Origin of the sequence: Pseudomonas sp. S31 (assembly GCF_016648105.1) — a bacterium.
Classification (GTDB): domain Bacteria; phylum Pseudomonadota; class Gammaproteobacteria; order Pseudomonadales; family Pseudomonadaceae; genus Aquipseudomonas.
On the sequence record NZ_JACVVE010000017.1, the window covers coordinates 20,351 to 35,942 of the forward strand.

15 protein-coding genes are annotated in these 15,592 nt (G+C 64.5%); 6 read left to right on the plus strand and 9 right to left on the minus strand.

The window, feature by feature from the left end; translation table 11 throughout:
• Nucleotides 1–13: 13 nt before the first annotated feature.
• The 7 genes from IAE37_RS14310 to IAE37_RS14340 all read right to left on the minus strand — a co-directional run bounded on the left by IAE37_RS14310 (nt 14) and on the right by IAE37_RS14340 (nt 6,050).
• Entirely contained in the window at nt 14–1,522 is a 1,509-nt protein-coding gene (locus tag IAE37_RS14310) for an OmpA family protein (protein WP_236409960.1), read from the minus strand.
• Between the two features lie 174 nt (nt 1,523–1,696).
• Nucleotides 1,697–2,065, minus strand: coding sequence for a hypothetical protein (locus IAE37_RS14315; RefSeq protein ID WP_201174622.1), 369 nt, complete (start codon nt 2,063–2,065; stop codon nt 1,697–1,699).
• Nucleotides 2,062–2,400, minus strand: a complete 339-nt coding sequence (locus tag IAE37_RS14320; RefSeq protein ID WP_201174623.1) for a helix-turn-helix domain-containing protein — start codon at nt 2,398–2,400, stop codon at nt 2,062–2,064. The genes IAE37_RS14315 and IAE37_RS14320 overlap by 4 nt, the downstream gene beginning before the upstream one ends.
• 100 nt (nt 2,401–2,500) lie before the next feature.
• The gene (locus tag IAE37_RS14325; RefSeq protein WP_201174625.1) at nt 2,501–2,941 is read right to left on the minus strand and encodes a YkvA family protein; all 441 of its coding nucleotides are present in this window, start codon (nt 2,939–2,941) and stop codon (nt 2,501–2,503) included.
• Nucleotides 2,942–3,196: 255 nt separating this feature from the next.
• Nucleotides 3,197–3,952 carry an FKBP-type peptidyl-prolyl cis-trans isomerase gene (locus IAE37_RS14330; protein ID WP_201174626.1) on the minus strand — a complete coding sequence of 252 codons (756 nt, stop codon included), beginning with the start codon at nt 3,950–3,952 and terminating at the stop codon, nt 3,197–3,199.
• Between the two features lie 226 nt (nt 3,953–4,178).
• Entirely contained in the window at nt 4,179–5,111 is a 933-nt protein-coding gene (gene pcaQ, locus IAE37_RS14335; protein WP_201174627.1) for a pca operon transcription factor PcaQ, read from the minus strand.
• A gap of 9 nt (nt 5,112–5,120) precedes the next feature.
• Entirely contained in the window at nt 5,121–6,050 is a 930-nt protein-coding gene (locus IAE37_RS14340; RefSeq protein ID WP_201174628.1) for a helix-turn-helix transcriptional regulator, read from the minus strand.
• A gap of 448 nt (nt 6,051–6,498) precedes the next feature.
• On the opposite strand from IAE37_RS14340, the gene IAE37_RS14345 reads away from it, so the two are divergent.
• The 6 genes from IAE37_RS14345 (at nt 6,499) to IAE37_RS14370 (ending at nt 12,506) form a co-directional block, all read left to right on the plus strand.
• Nucleotides 6,499–7,842, plus strand: a complete 1,344-nt coding sequence (locus IAE37_RS14345; protein ID WP_201174629.1) for an MFS transporter — start codon at nt 6,499–6,501, stop codon at nt 7,840–7,842.
• Nucleotides 7,843–7,993: 151 nt separating this feature from the next.
• Nucleotides 7,994–8,704 carry a fumarylacetoacetate hydrolase family protein gene (locus IAE37_RS14350; RefSeq protein WP_201174630.1) on the plus strand — a complete coding sequence of 237 codons (711 nt, stop codon included), beginning with the start codon at nt 7,994–7,996 and terminating at the stop codon, nt 8,702–8,704.
• A gap of 16 nt (nt 8,705–8,720) precedes the next feature.
• The gene (locus IAE37_RS14355; RefSeq protein ID WP_201174632.1) at nt 8,721–9,485 is read left to right on the plus strand and encodes an SDR family oxidoreductase; all 765 of its coding nucleotides are present in this window, start codon (nt 8,721–8,723) and stop codon (nt 9,483–9,485) included.
• Between the two features lie 29 nt (nt 9,486–9,514).
• Entirely contained in the window at nt 9,515–10,465 is a 951-nt protein-coding gene (locus tag IAE37_RS14360) for a 2-hydroxyacid dehydrogenase (protein WP_201174633.1), read from the plus strand.
• A gap of 290 nt (nt 10,466–10,755) precedes the next feature.
• Entirely contained in the window at nt 10,756–11,706 is a 951-nt protein-coding gene (locus IAE37_RS14365) for a T6SS effector BTH_I2691 family protein (RefSeq protein WP_328822738.1), read from the plus strand.
• A gap of 74 nt (nt 11,707–11,780) precedes the next feature.
• A complete protein-coding gene (locus tag IAE37_RS14370; RefSeq protein WP_236409961.1) occupies nt 11,781–12,506 on the plus strand; it encodes a DUF6708 domain-containing protein in 726 nt (241 codons plus the stop codon).
• Between the two features lie 11 nt (nt 12,507–12,517).
• On the opposite strand, the gene nirD is transcribed toward IAE37_RS14370, so the two are convergent.
• Both nirD and nirB read right to left on the minus strand, forming a co-directional pair.
• On the minus strand, nt 12,518–12,880 hold the full coding sequence (nirD, locus tag IAE37_RS14375; protein WP_201174634.1) for a nitrite reductase small subunit NirD: 363 nt from the start codon (nt 12,878–12,880) through the stop codon (nt 12,518–12,520).
• Nucleotides 12,880–15,432 (minus strand): nitrite reductase large subunit NirB, encoded by a 2,553-nt coding sequence (gene nirB / locus IAE37_RS14380; RefSeq protein ID WP_201174635.1) that lies wholly within the window; start codon nt 15,430–15,432, stop codon nt 12,880–12,882. The genes nirD and nirB overlap by 1 nt, the downstream gene beginning before the upstream one ends.
• Between the last annotated feature and the right edge of the window lie 160 nt (nt 15,433–15,592).

Consider the following 15,592-nt stretch of genomic DNA (forward strand, 5'->3'; position numbering starts at 1 on the left):
CTAATCCCTTGTGTCAGGTACGAACCGGTACGAACCGGGCGGTATAGGTTTCGCCATTGCGCAGTGGGTAGAACAAGGCGCCTTCGGTGGCCTGCGCGCTGCCTTTGCTGAACACCACGTCCATGCACGACACCGGCGCCTGCGGATCCTTGAGGAAGACCCGGTAGAGCACCCGGTCCTCGCCTTCGTAGGTGTTGGCCACCGCGTCGGCCTTGACCAGCGCCTTGCGGTTGCCCTGGCTGTAGTCGGTGACGACCTGGATGAACGGCTGGCGGTCGACGGCGGCATCGACGCGCAGGATCGACACCGGCGAGATGGTCACCAGGTGGCCGTTGACCGTCTGTGCCCAGACGCGGTTGTTGTAGCCTGGCAGGTAGTCGGTGGTCGGGTGGGTGTCGAGGGCCTGGCCACTGGCCAGGTTGATCACCTTGCCACTCTCGCGGGGTTGGTCGGCCTCGCAACTGCTGACCGGGATGCTGCTGGCATAGGCTGAGGAGATCAGCGAGAAGCCGCCGGACTTGGGCGTGATGGTCTGGCCCAGTGTCCACTGGCTGGCACTCACCGCCGTGCCGCCGAAATCGACCACGGGGCCGGTATGCGGCGTGAATGTCGGCTTGCCGGGCTTGGCCTTGGCGACGCTTTCGCTGGCGACCGGCGTGCTGGACTTGGCGGGCTTGGCAGCCTGCTCGGCGACCGCTGGCTTGCTGCGGCGGACTGGGGCCTTCACCACCGTGGCGGTACCATGAGCAAGATACTTGGGGTTGTTCTGCTCGGCATTGACCCGCTTGACCAGGGTCGCGGTGTCGTTGACCTCGACGAACTCGACCCGACGGTTCTTGCCACGCTGCAGCGGGTCGGCGTTGTCGGCGATCGGCCGTGATGCCCCGGCGCCCTGGAAGTACATGCGCTGGGGTGCGATGCCCTGCTCGGCGAGGATGCTGGCCACGGCACGGGCGCGGCGCTCGGACAGCTGCTGGTTGAAGCTGGCGTTGCCGGTGGCGTCGGTGTGGCCGACCACCAGGATCGCCGTCTGGCGCTGGCCGGTGAAGGCACTGGCGAGTTTGCGGACCTGCCGCTCGCCCTCGGCGCTGAGTTGCGCGCTACCGACCGGGAACATGCCCTGGTCCTGCACCTGGGCGACGAAGCCCGCCTCCTGGGGCGCGGCACTGGCCGTGGCGGCCGGGGTGTTGAGGGTCTCGACGTCGAGCTTCAGGTGCTCTTCCTCAGCCAACCGCTGCAGGCGGTCGATACGATCCTTGTAGGCTAATGCAGCGCCGCAGCCAGCAGCTGCGCCCAACAGCGCACCGCCGATGATGGCACCGTCGCCCTTGTTGCTCAGGGCGCCAGCCGCCGCGCCGGTCAGGGCGCCCAGGGTACCGCCGACCAGGCAGTTGGTGGTGCGGCTGTGGGAGCGCGAAAACTCTTCGACACTGGCGCAACCGCTGACACCAACGGCGATCGCCACGGCCAGGGCGGTTCCACGTAGGTTGGGGCTACGCAGGGAAAGCGATGAAGGTGACAAACCGGTCTCCTGAGAATATCCATGCGCTCAGGGGGACCAACAGGCAGAGACTGCTGGTTGTCGTTCATCCCTGAACGAAAAATGCCGCATTGGGGCGGCTAAAGTGCGGCGGATTTCATCACAGCGATGATGCCATTTCAATATTATTTGGCCGCATCCAAGTGGTGAGTCGACTCAGGCCTCTTCGGGATAGCTGTACTCGAACACCCGAACCACCTCGGAAGCATGCCAGGACGCCGCTTCCATGCCATCGACCGGGCCGGAGAAGCGGCCCAGGCGCTCGACGCACTCGAAAAAGCCAGTACGCGGCAGGCGGCTGGCGCCCTGGCTGATGACCAGGGAGCTGCGCAGCGGTTGCTCGGCGCGGGCATCGAGCAGCGCCAGGTATTCCAGCGCGGCCGTAAGCGTCTGCATCGCCGGCGTGGGCAGCTGCAGCCGCTCCAGCAGCGCTCGATAGGTCAGCAAGTGGCGTTGACGGCGGGCCAGGTCAAGCTCGTCCAGCAGGCTCTGCCAATGCTGACGGCTGATCCTGACCTGGCTCATGACGGCTCGCTCCAGCCGGCCACACCCAGGTGCCAGGCCAAGGCACGGCGGATGGCGGCATCCGGCTGGCGCTCGCCCGATTCGATCATGGCCAGGTAGGCCGGGCTGACACCGACGTTGCGTGCCAGTTGCTCGGGCGCGATGCCCTTGGCCTGGCGCAACTGCGCCACTTCACTGAACGACGGCAGGCTGAGCGCCTCGCTCGAAGCCGCCGGTTCGTCTGCCTCGACCACTGCAGGCGCCTGCCCTGCCGCCTTGAGCAAGGCCTGATACTGCTCCCAGGGAACGACTGCGTACTCCGGCTGACCGTCCCGGCTGATGACCTGAATACCCATTACCACCCCCTCACGTAGGCCTGCGGCATGTAATCCGTAGGCATAATCCTTATGCCAATTATATTACCAAGCGCGGGAGTCTGTGCAGCTCAAGGCAAATTCAGCGGGTGTTGCGTTCCAGACGCAGGGCTTCCGGGGTGTCCGGCAGGCGCTCCACCACGCGCAGACGCTCCGGTGCCTGGCTGTCGCGCCAGGCCTTGAAGCGCGCCAGTTCGTCGGCCACGGTCTTGAGCACCCAGCCCAGCACGGCGATGTCGTCGAGGAAACCGACGCCCAGCAACCAGTCGGGGATCGCGTCGATGGGGCTGACGAAATACAGCAGGCCGGCAACAATGGTCACCAGCGCCTTGGGGCTGATGGCCCGGTACTCACCGCGCCACCAAGCCAGGCACAGCGACTGCAGCAGCCGCACATCGTCACGCAGCTGGCCGAGCCGCGGGCCCTTGCGGGCCACGGCGAACAGCAAGGCCGGCAACCGCCCACGGCTGAGCAGACGCTCGGCCAGGGGCAGGAAACGGGCGAAATTCCAAGGTGCGCTCATGGGGCCTCCAACAGCGAGAGGTTATCCACATTTATTGTGGATAACCTTGTGAACAGGGCGAATTTTCCGACGTCATGTGCCCACGAGGCAAGGGCCCCGGTCAGATCGGGCGTTTTTTACACAGCCGTTTCAAGGCTCGCAAACGTTTTGATGCCAGGTCGCATTGGCTAGGACCACCCAGGCCCGGCCAGGTTCGTTCCGGCAAAAACGACAACGCCCCGCCGAGGCGGGGCGTTGTCGGCAAGGCCGGGCGTGTTACTTGGCCGGCGCTTCGGCAGGTGCTTCGGCCGGGGCCGGGGCATCGCCCTGCAGCTGGGCCGGGTCCTTGATGCCGAGCAGTTCGAGGTCGAACACCAGCACCGAGTTGGCCGGGATCAGCGGGCTCGGGCTCTGGGCACCGTAGGCCAGGTCAGCCGGGATGTACAGCTTGTACTTCTCGCCAACGTGCATCAGTTGCAGGCCTTCGACCCAACCTGGGATCACGCCGCTGACCGGCAGGTCGATCGGACTGCCGCGCTCGACGGAGCTGTCGAACACCTTGCCGTCGATCAGCTTGCCTTCGTAGTGGACGGTGACCACGTCGGTGGCCTTGGGCTGCGGGCCATCGGCCTTCTTGACCACTTCGTACTGCAGGCCCGAAGCGGTGGTGACCACGCCAGGCTTCTTGGCGTTTTCTTCGAGGAATTTCTTGCCGGCGCTAGAGGCTTCTTCGCTGGCCTTGGCCAGGCGCTCTTCGGCGCGCTTCTGCAGCGCGGTGAAGGCTTCAACCAACTCGTCGTCCTTGATGCGCTGTTCTTTCTTGCCGACAGCGTCTTCGATGCCAAGGGCTACCGCTTTCGAATCAAGGTCTTCCATGCCTTCCTGAGCCAGGCTCTTGCCCATGTTCAGGCCGATACCGTAGGAGGCTTTCTGTGCCGGAGTCTTCAGCTCGGGAGTGCTGGCCTGCTGATCGCAGCCAGCCAGTACCAGGCCTACCAGGGCAACCGCAGCCGCCAAACGATGCTGTTTCATGCTATTTCCTTGTTCATGCGCCATAGGGGCAATCAGGGTAAAGCCGCGAGCTTAGCAGGCGGCCCTAACCAATGGCTACCGGCATAAGAGCGGGTTTGGGCCCATAAGTTCAGTACTTAAAAGCTTCTTCATGTGCAGGCCTGCAGCCACTGGCCAGTATTGACCCTTTGTGCCGGTTTCGCCCGTTGCGCCCGTTGATTTATTCCATTGGCGCTGAGCAGCGAATTCAAGGATAGAGGCCATCGCGATACTCCCCAGCCACCTCGCGCAACACCTCGCAGACCCACTGCCCCGGCAGGCTCTGCGCCAGGGCCGCGTTGCGGCAGATGCCTACAGAACCACCCGGCTCGCGCACGCCCAGGTCTAGCTCGGCCAGCTCGCCACGGCGCAGGTCGATGAGCACCGCATCGCGCGGCGCCACCCACACCGCGTCGCTACCCAGCAGGTAGCGCCGGCTGAGCGCCAGCGAGAGGGTTTCAAGGCGTTGCGCCGAGGGCTGGATGCCACATTGTACGAACAGGCTGTCGGCATGCTGGCGGATGGTGGTACCCGGCGGCGGCAGCACCTGCGGGTAACGGCCCAGCCTGCCCCGCTCCACCGGCGTGCTGGCCAGCAGAGGGTGACCGGGGCGCACCACCAGGGCCATCGACTCGCTGTACAGATGCTCGAAGGACAGCCCCTGGATCTGCGGACTGTCGGTCATGCGCCCGACCACCAGCTCCAGCTCGCCCAGGTGCAACTGCCCCAGCAGTTGCGCGCTGACCCCGGTGACCACGCTGATCAGCAGCGCCTCGTGGCGCTGATGCAGGCGGCACAGAACCTCGGGCATGAGCAGGCTCTCGACGGTCGAGAGCACGCCGATGCGCACCTGCGATGGCGCCCGTGCCTCACCGCGCAGGCTGCTCACGCCATCACGCAGGGCTTGCACGCTGGGGCCGGCGTAGCGCATGAAGCGGGTCCCGGCGGGGGTCAGCTCGACGCCCTGGCGGCTGCGCTCGAACAGCCGCGTTTCGAGCAGGTCCTCGAGTTCCTTGAGCGTCTTGGAGATCGCCGGCTGGCTGATGGCGAGGATATCGGCGGCCCTGGCCAGGCTGCCCTGCCGGGCAATCTCCAGGAAGCACAGCAGGTGGCGGTACTTGATGCGGGTGTCGAGGTTCATGCGGCAAGCTTACCGCATCGCCACCTGCGGCGTATCCGGGTCGCGCTGCTGGCGGCGGAATTGCCCCGGCGGCAGGCCGTGGATCTGCCGGAAGCGCCGGGAAAAGTAGGCCTCGTCGGCGAAGCCACAGAGCCGCGCCACCTCGCCCACCGGGCGGCTGCCATTGAGCAGGTAGTTGCGCGCCGTGTGCATGCGCCGCTCCAGCACCAGCTCGCTGAAAGTCTTGCCGATCTCCTTGCGCAGCCAGTGGGTGAGGTAAGTCGGCGACAGGTAGGTGGCCGCCGCCACTTTGTGCAGGTTGAGGTCGGGATCGTCGATGTGCCGGCGCAGGTAGTCGCTCATGCGTCCCAGTGCCGCCCTGCGGCTGAGTTGCGCAGCATTGCTTTCGGCCAGTTCGCGCAGGGGTTCGGCGTACAGCCCGCAGACCTGGCCGATCAGTTGCAGCAGCAGGCCCTTGAGCACTTCACGGCTGCCGAACCGGCGGTTGCCATCGAGTTCGCGCATACGTTCGAGCAGCCGTCGCACCTCGGCGAAATCGACGTCATCGAGGCAAAAATCCAGGTGTTCCTGGAAGCGAAACGGCGACAGCTCGGGGGCCTGCAGGATCGACACTTCCTCCAGGTCCATCGGGTCGCAGGCAAGGTGCGGCAGGAGGAACGTCTGGGCGAAGTTGATCACCACGAAATCACTGTCGGCCGGGTGCGGGATCACGTGGGCCCGGTGCGGCAGGATGAACGCCAGGGTGTTGCGCCGGAACGGGCGCTGCACGCTGCCAAGGTGCTGCACCGTGTCGCCACCGAGATTGACCTGGATCTGGAAATACTCGTGGCGATGCGGCGCGGTTTCGGCCGGGCGGCCGCGCTGGTCGCGGATGTGGAAATCCATCAGCTCGCTGCGCTGCTGCATGAGGTAGGTCGGGACCTCGTGCTTGGGGGGCATTGGGCTTTCTCCGGTCTATGGGTGATGCGATGCCTGTGCCGGCCTTTTCGCGGCGGTTCGGCGCCCCGATGAACCCGCTCCTACAGAAGGCGGCGTTGGCCCTGCAGGAGCGGGTTTACCCGCGAGTGGGCCGGCCCAGGTACCAACGAATTCTGACCAGCATTCGATCAGGCTGGCAACAGGTTGTACGATGTCCAAACTCTGCAACTTACCCACCTCTACAAAAACACGCCCCGCTAGAATCTTAAAAATCCTTTAAAAAACAAGATCTTGCTCAAACACAAACGTCCCAACCCCCGCCACAAATTTTTTTGGACATCGCAGTCCTCGCCCCGCCCATCTGCAAAAAACGATCTAACCCCAGCATTGCATTTCAGCAGTTGTACGACCACCTTAACAAAGGGACTGCAGCCCAACCTCAACCAACAACAACAAACGAGGTCGACTCATGTCGAGCACGCCTACCTCGCGTTCCGCGGCGCCGTCGTTCGCCCTGGACGCGGCCCCATCGCAACGCCTGCCCACCCGCCGCCGCTGGTTCATGCTGTCACTGCTGCTGGTGGCGACCATCATCAACTACGTCGACCGGGTCAACATTTCCATCGCCGCGCCTTTCATGTCCAAGGACCTGGGCCTGGACAAGGTCGAGATGGGCCTGATCTTCTCCGCCTTCGCCTGGACCTATGCCCTGGCCCTTGTGCCTGCCGGTTTCGTCGCCGACCGCTTCGGTTCGCGCCTGACTTACGGCGTGTCGCTGATCAGTTGGTCGGCAGTCACCGTCGCCCAGGGTCTGGCCAGCGGCTTCGCCTCGCTGTTCGGCCTACGCCTGGCGGTGGGCGCCATGGAGGCCCCAGCCTTCCCGGCCAACAGCCGCGCGGTGACGGTGTGGTTCCCCGCCCGTGAACGCGGCATGGCCAGCAGCATCTACGTCTGCGGCCAGTACCTGGGCACGGCTCTGTTCACCGGCGCCCTGCTGTGGCTGGCCACCACCTACGACTGGCGCCATGTGTTCTACAGCACTGGCGTTGTCGGCATCGTGTTCGGCGTGTTGTGGCTGTGGCTGTACCGCGACCCACTGAACTGCAAGAAAGTCAGCAAGGAAGAACTGGCGTACATCGAGGATGGCGGCGCCCTGGTGAAAAGCAGCCAGCAGCGCACCCGCTTCGACTGGCGTCAGGTGGCCGAACTGTTCCGCTATCGCCAGGTGTGGGCGATCTGCCTGGGCAAGTTCGCCAGCACCTCGGCGCTGTACTTCTTCCTCACCTGGTTCCCCACCTATCTGATCGAAGAGCGCCAGCTGACCCTGATCAAGGTCGGCATCTTCGCGGTGATGCCGTTCATTGGCGCCACCGTGGGCATTCTCCTGGCAGGGATCGTTTCCGACCTGCTGATCCGCCGCGGCTACTCCCTGTCGTTCGCCCGCAAGTTGCCACTGGTGGTCGGTTCGATGCTGGGCATGTCGATCGTGCTGGTGAACTTCACCGACTCCAACGTGCTGTGCATCGCCGTGCTGACCCTGGCGTTCTTCGCCCAGGGCATCGCCTCGTCGTCGTGGGCGGCGGTGTCGGAAGTGGCGCCCAAGGAGCTGATCGGGCTCACCGGCGGTATCACCAGCCTGGCAGCCAATATCGGCGGCATCGTCACGCCGATCGTGATCGGCGCCATCGTGCATGCCAGCGGCTCGTTCGCCATGGCGTTCTGGTTCATCGGTGGCGTGGCGCTGATGGGCACCCTGTCGTATTCGCTGCTGCTTGGGAAGCTGTACCGGATCGAGTTGAAGACGGCCGCTTGAACACCCACCCGCCGTTTCACCGCCGCTCCTACACGGCGGTGAAACGGCCGCAAGCAAAGACCCCGGATTAGTCCAAGCCAACCCCGTTTATCTCCAACTTTGCCCGCCAGCGGCTGTTTACGCTGGTGACTCCAGCACGGAGGAAGTACTCATGTCGTACCTGTTCCCCCCACCGCCCACGGTCAGCCTGCCGATCCACGGCAGCACCACGCGCTTTCCCGTGGGCCGGGTATTCTGCCTGGGCCGCAACTACCCCTGGCCCGAGGCCGCAGGCCCGGCGCCGAGCGAGCCGGTGTTCTTCATGAAGCCAGCCTGCAATGTCGTCGAGGCCACCGGCGAACTGCCCTTCCCGCCACAAACCGACGAGTTCTGCCATGAGATCGAGTTGGTCGTGGCAATTGCCGAAGGCGGTGCCGACATCGCCCCCGAGCAGGCCCTCACGCACGTCTACGGCTTTGCCGCAGGCCTCGACCTGACCCGCCGCGACCGCCAGCGCCAGGCGAAGGCCGAAGGGCTGCCGTGGGAAGGCGCCAAGGTGTTCGAGGCTTCGGCGCCGATGACCGCCATCGTGCCGGCCAGCCAGCGCGCCTGGCCGCTGGATGCCAGCCTGTGGCTGCAGGTCAATGGCCAGGAGCGCCAGCGCGCCCACCTCGCCCAGCAGACCTGGCCACTGGCCGAGGTGATCAGCCGACTGTCCCGGCAACTGCCACTACGTCCCGGCGACCTGATCATGACCGGCAGCCCGCCCGGCGTGGCACCCTTGAACCCCGGCGATGTGATCCACGCCGGCATCGACGGCATCGGTGAACTGCACCTGCAGGTCGGCCCACGACCGACCGCCTCACACGCGAACGCAGCCTGACGTACTGGAGAACTCCATGAGCCAAACCCCAAACAAGAAAATCGCCTTGGTCACCGGTGCCGGCAGCGGCATCGGCCGCGCTGTCGCCCTCGCCCTGCTCGAGGACGGTTTCAGCCTGGTGCTCGCCGGGCGCCGCGCCGAACCGCTGCAGGCCTTGGCCGAACAGGCCCGGGCTGCCGGCGGCGAAGCCCTGGCCGTGCCCACCGACGTGCGCGACGAGCACAGCGTAGCGCAGTTGTTCGCCACCATCGAGGAAGTGCATGGCCGCCTCGATGTGGTGTTCAACAACGCCGGCATCAATGCCCCAGCGGTACCGGTCGACGAGCTGCCGCTGGAAAACTGGCGCAACGTCATCGCCACCAACGTCGATGGCGTGTACCTGTGCGCCCGTGCCGCCTTCGGCCTGATGCGCCGCCAGCAGCCCCAGGGTGGGCGGATCATCAACAACGGCTCGATCTCGGCGCACACCCCACGCCCGTTCACCGCCCCCTACACCGCCAGCAAGCATGCGGTGCTGGGCCTGACCAAGGCCCTGGCGCTGGATGGCCGGGCCTACAACATCGTCTGCAGCCAGGTGGACATCGGCAATGCCCTGACCGAACTGTCCGAACGCATGACCCGCGGCGTGCGCCAGGCCAACGGCGACATCGCCGCCGAACCGATGGTCGACGTGCGCCATGTCGCCGATGCGGTGCGCTACATCGCCGCGCTGCCGCTGGAGGCCAACGTGCTGAACATGACCGTGATGGCCAGCAACATGCCCTTCGTCGGGCGCGGCTGATCTCTGACTGTCTTGAAGGAAGTGTCTTGATGAAACCTGAAATCCTGCAACTGAGCCCCATCCTCATCCCGGCGGTGCGCGAGCGCCTGGAATCACTGTTCACCGTGCACCGCTACTATGAGCAGGCCGACAAGGACGCCTGCATCGCCGCCCATGGCGCCAACATCCGTGGCGTGGTCACCGGCGGGCACACCGGTATCAGCCAGGCGCTGATGGCGCGCCTGCCCAACCTCGAAGTGGTGGCGGTGAATGGCGTGGGCACCGATGCGGTGGACCTGGCCTACGCCCGCGACCGCGGCATCCAGGTGACCGCGACCATCGGCGCGCTGACCGAGGACGTCGCCGACCTGGCGATCGGCCTGCTGATCGGTGTATGCCGCGGCATCTGCACCGGCGACCGCTTCGTCCGCGCCGGGCACTGGGCCACCAGCGCCACGCCCCTGGCGCCGTTGCCGCTGGCGCGCCAGGTGTCGGGCATGCGCGTGGGCATCGTCGGCATGGGCCGGGTCGGCCGCGCGGTGGCACAACGGGCGGCGGCGTTCGGTTGTCCGATCCGCTACACCGACCTGCAGGCGCTGGATGTGCCGTACGGCTTCGAAGCCGATCTGCTGCAACTGGCCCGGGACAGCGATGCACTGATCCTGGCGGCTGCGGCCGACAAGGGCGAGGCGCTGGTGGGTCGCGAAGTGTTGCAGGCGTTGGGTTCAGAGGGCTACCTGATCAACATCGCACGCGGCAAGCTGGTGGATGAGCCAGCGCTGATCGCGGCGTTGCAGGCCGGCGAGATCGCTGGGGCGGCGCTGGATGTGTTCGCCGACGAGCCGCGCGCGCCGGAGGCCTTGTTCGAGCGCGAGGATGTGGTGCTGCAGCCGCACCGGGCCAGTGCGACGGTGCAGACCCGTACGCGCATGGGCGAGATGGTGGTCGATGGGTTGGTCGAGGTGTTTGCGGGGCGTAGGCCGCAGGGGTTGGTGATCTAGGTCGCCTGGGCTGGCCTCTTCGCGGCTAAAGCCGCTCCTACAGGTCCTGCACCGTTCATGGGGCGGGTGGTGATCCTGTAGGAGCGGCTTTAGCCGCGAAGAGCCGTAGAGCTACATAACGACTTTTCCTACTCATCTTTGGGAAGTTCGGAACTCCCATGCGAATTGCTTCCTCGTTAGTGTTCAACCTCAGCTTTGAGGTAACTGATCGCTAAACCATCATCGACGGGCTTATCCGATTCGAATTGGCAGTGTCTGGTTATCATCCTCCCTAGACGCGAGGCCTTTTCATGAGCTTCAGCCAGACCCTTGCCGACGTGCTCACCGAAGTCCACACCCCGGCCAACACCTGTAATGCCTGCGAACGTCAGGGCCTGCCGATCCTCCCGCTGCGCCGCGCCGTGGTACCCGATACCCGTCCAGGCCACGACCCGACCACACAAACCCGGATGGGCTTGCGCACGTTACGTAGCGGCTACCTCTATGTACTGCTCAATCAGCGCATCTGGCACGCCTATGAGGTCACCGATCAGGGTCACCTGCGTCGCTTCAACCCCTACGAGCCGAGGCTCGGGCGAGTGCCGTCGCTGCCCGACCGCTGCATGCATCGGGACCACGATATCCCCTCAGCCTTTCTCAACATTGACACTGAAACCTATGGCTCGGCATGGCTGGCCTTTTCCAGCGATGCGTGGCCAGCCAGCGTGCTGCACGCCTATCGCAGCGGTGAGGCCCCGGCGCATCGATTCGAGGGACTGGATTTGATCCAAGCCCGCAGCAACCCCGAGCTGCTAGGTCTGGCCATGACTCCGGATAACCTTCAGGTCGACCGCCAGGTGTTCGAATTCGCTCAGCAGGCGAACGGCCCTTTCGACAGTGCCCATGGCTTCCACAGCCGGTTCCTGCGCAAGACCGCCCTGCGCGGCTATCTGGTCAATGCGATGGCCCGCCATCAGCTTGAGAATGGCGTGCTGGCAGTGGTGCTCGATGACACTGTCGGCCTCATCCAGGAATACAACCACCAGCGTCTGAACTGGGTCGTGAAGCGCCAGGCTTGGCGCGAGGACCCGCTGCGTGCGTACCAATTGCAGACCTCGCAGATCTTGCAGATCATCCGAGCAACCCATCGTGATTGGGCAGCTCAGGATGTGCGAGCGTTCCAACCACAGACTGGTGATGGGCCTCCGGTATTCGTCGATCCAGAGGTAGAACGTCAACGCGTGGTAGAGAATAATGCATGACGCTGCCACATCGCGGGCTCGGATGGCGATACGACTTACCCGCCCCCTCGACGCCAGTAACTCAACAGGAGATCATGAGTAATCTGGAGCCGCCACCCAATCACATTGACCAGAACTACATTGAATTACCTAGAACGCTCTTGAGAGTCAGAGGTGTAGGAATAGTAACCGGAGCACTGGCGATCTTGTCAGGAACGGCGGCACTTCTGTTCGGATTGATCATTGAAACCTACTCGACCAGAAGCATTGACCTAGAACACATAGCCGTATCAATAGGGATATTTTTGGGTGCAATTTTCACATTCACTCCTTATATTCGCCTTGACCTGAAACTTCCGCGAGACGAACCTATTCGATTCAACCGCCACCGACGAAAAGTTTATTTCTACCAATACAGAATCGACAGACTGCACCCTTTTAGCCGTAAGACCTGGGGGGTAAAGCCAGTTGCTTATAACTGGAACGAACTTACCGTTGAAGTCTATCAATTCTACGCCCCACTAGGTTACGGAGGTTATAAAGAAGAAATTAGAATATCTGTTAGAAAGCCTGGCACTGACGAAATAATCGACCGAATATTTTTCACAGACGATATAGAAGCAGGCAAGCAGTACTGGGCCACAGCGAGGCTTTTCATGCATGAAGGAGCCGAAGCCCTCCCTGATTTCGTACACCCACCTTGGGACTGGAACGAGGGCATTCATTCCAACCCATTTAATCAACGCGCCCCTAAAGTTCAATGGCCCACCGAAATGGACCTGGAGTCCCGCACCGCCCCTATCCCAGAAGTGCGGCAGTGAAATCGGTGAGCTCAGCCCACCGCCACCTCCACCGCCCCGCCATTCAACCGCACCGGCCACACCCGCAACCGCTGCCCGGCATCCTCCAGGCACTGCCCGCTCTCCAGGCTGAAATGCTGCTTGTACAGCGGCGCCGCCACCACCAACTCCCCTTGCACACTGCCCACCAGCCCACGGCCGATGACATTGGCGCCGGAGCGCGGGTCGCGGTTGTCCAGCGCGTACACCGCCTGGGCCTGCCCCGGCAGGTAAAACAGTGCCACCTGCTCGCCCCCGAGCCACACCACCACGCCGGAATCGGCCACCAGGTCATCGGCCTGGCACACCGCCTGCCAGGTCGGTTGGGTTTTCATAACAGCATTGGACAGGTTCATCAGACAGCCTCCTCGACAGTAGGGATCAGGTGCAGCGGTGCGGCAGGCCGGCGTTGTTCGCGCTCGCGGACGAAGTGCACGTCCGGGTCGGCGCGCCGGTCGTTGACGAAGGTGCGGAAGCGCTTGAGCTTCTCCGGGTCTTTCAGGGCGTTGGCCCATTCGCATTCATACTGGTCGACCACATGCTGCATCTGCGCTTCCAGCTCGGCCGCCAGGCCCAGGCTGTCGTCGAGGATCACCTGCTTGAGATAGTCCAGGCCGCCATCGAGGCTTTCGCGCCACACCGAGGTGCGCTGCAGCTTGTCGGCAGTGCGGATGTAGAACATCAACACCCGGTCGATCAGGCGCACCAGGGTCTCGTCGTCCAGGTCGGTGGCGAACAGCTCTGCATGCCGAGGACGCATGCCGCCGTTACCGCAGATGTACAGGTTCCAGCCCTTGTCGGTGGCGATCACGCCGATGTCCTTGCTCTGCGCCTCGGCGCACTCGCGGGTACAGCCCGACACCGCGAACTTGAGCTTGTGCGGGCTGCGCAGGCCCTTGTAGCGGTCCTCAAGGCGCAACGCCATGGCGACGCTGTCCTGCACGCCATAGCGGCACCAGGTGCTGCCCACGCACGACTTCACCGTGCGGGTCGACTTGCCGTAGGCATGGCCAGTCTCGAAGCCTGCCTCGATCAGTTCGCCCCAGATCAGCGGCAGCTCGTGCAGCTGGGCGCCGAACAGGTCGATGCGCTGGCCACCGGTGATCTTGGTGTAGAGGTCGTATTTCTTCGCCACCTGGCCGATCACGATCAGTTTGTCCGGGGTGATCTCGCCACCGGGGATGCGCGGCACCACCGAGTAGGTACCGTTCTTCTGCATGTTGGCCATGAAGGTGTCGTTGGTGTCCTGCAGCGGCACCAGCGCCGGGTCCATGATCGGCTGGTTCCAGCACGAGGCGAGGATGTTGCCCACCGCTGGCTTGCAGATGTCGCAGCCGACGTGGCCCTTGCCGTGGCGGGCGAGCAGGTCGTGGAAGGTGCGAATGCCCTCGACCCGTACCAGGCCGTAGAGCTCCTGGCGGGTGTAGGCGAAGTGTTCGCACAGGCTCTTGTCCACGGTCACGCCACGGGCGCTCAGCTCGTGCTCGAAGACCTGCTTGAGCAAGGCCGCGCAGCCGCCGCACCCCGTGGCCGCCTTGGTGCAGCCCTTGACCGCGGCGAGGTCGCCGCAGCCGCTGTCGATGGCCGCACACACCGCGCCTTTGCTGACGTTGTGGCACGAGCAGATGGTCGCGCTGTCAGGCAGGGCATCGGCGCCCAGGGCAGGCGCGCCACCACTTTGCGGCAAGATCAAGGCGGCCGGGTCGGCCGGCAGGGCGATGCCGTTCTGGGCGTATTGCAGCAGGGTGTCGTAGTAGCTGTTGTCACCGACCAGCACCGCGCCGAGCACGTGCTTGCCGCTGGCATCCACCACCAGGCGGCGGTAGGCGCTGTTGGCCTCGTCGATGAAGCGGTAGCTGCGCGCGCCCGGCGTGGCACCGTGGGCATCGCCGATGGAGCCGACATCCACGCCCAGCAGCTTGAGCTTGGTCGACATGTCGGCACCGGTGAATTCGCCGGCTGCCTCGCCCAGCAGCAGCGCCGCCAGGTTGCGCGCCATGCTGTAGCCCGGGGCGACCAGGCCGAACACGCTGCCGTTCCACGAGGCGCACTCGCCGATGGCGAAGATGCGCGGGTCGCTGGAGCGGCAATGGTTGTCGATCACCACGCCGCCACGGGCCGCGATGTCCAGGCCGCTGGCACGGCCCAGAGCGTCCTGCGGGCGAATGCCGGCGGAGAACACGATCAGGTCGGTTTCCAGGTGCTCGCCGCCATCGAAGTTCATGCGGTAGCGGTAATCCTCACCGGCGCTGATCGACTGGGTGGCGCGCGACAGGTGCACGCCCACACCCAGGGCTTCGATCTGCGCCTTCAGCGCCGCGCCGCCCTCACCGTCCAGTTGCACCGGCATCAGGCGTGGGGCGAACTCCACCACGTGGGCTTCCAGGCCAAGGGACTTCAGTGCGTTTGCGGCTTCCAGGCCGAGCAAGCCACCACCGACCACCACGCCTCGGCGGGCATCGCTGGCCGCAGCGCGGATCGCGTCGAGGTCGTCGAGGGTGCGGTACACCAGGCGGGCATGGCCGCTGGAGCCTTCGATCGGCGGCACGAACGGATACGAGCCGGTGGCCAGGATCAATTGGTCGTAGCCGTAGCGGCCTTCGGCAGTGACCACTTCCTGGCGCTCGCGGTCAATTTCCAGCACTGCTTCGCCCAGGTGCAGGTGCACGCCGTGGCCGTCGTAGAAGTCCTGCCCGCACAGGGCCAAGGTCTCGGCGCAACTGCCGCCGAAGTATTCCGACAGGTGCACACGATCGTAGGCGCGCTGGCGCTCCTCGCCGAACACCCGCAATTCGAAGCGCGCCAGGGCACCGCGCTCGACCAGTTGCTCGACGCAGTGGTGACCGACCATGCCGTTGCCGACGATGACCAGTCGCTCTCGTTGCCCGCCGTTCACTGTTGCCTTCATAGCCGATCCTCGATCAAAAAAAAGGCGCCTGGAGCCGAAGCTCCAGGCGCCTTTGCCTGTATTCATCACGGTGTGGGGCCCGGGATGGTCGCCGTTGACCAGTGGGCTTTGTTGTATCTGGGGTAAAGCAGGGAGTGTGCCAAGTGGGGTGCCCATTACG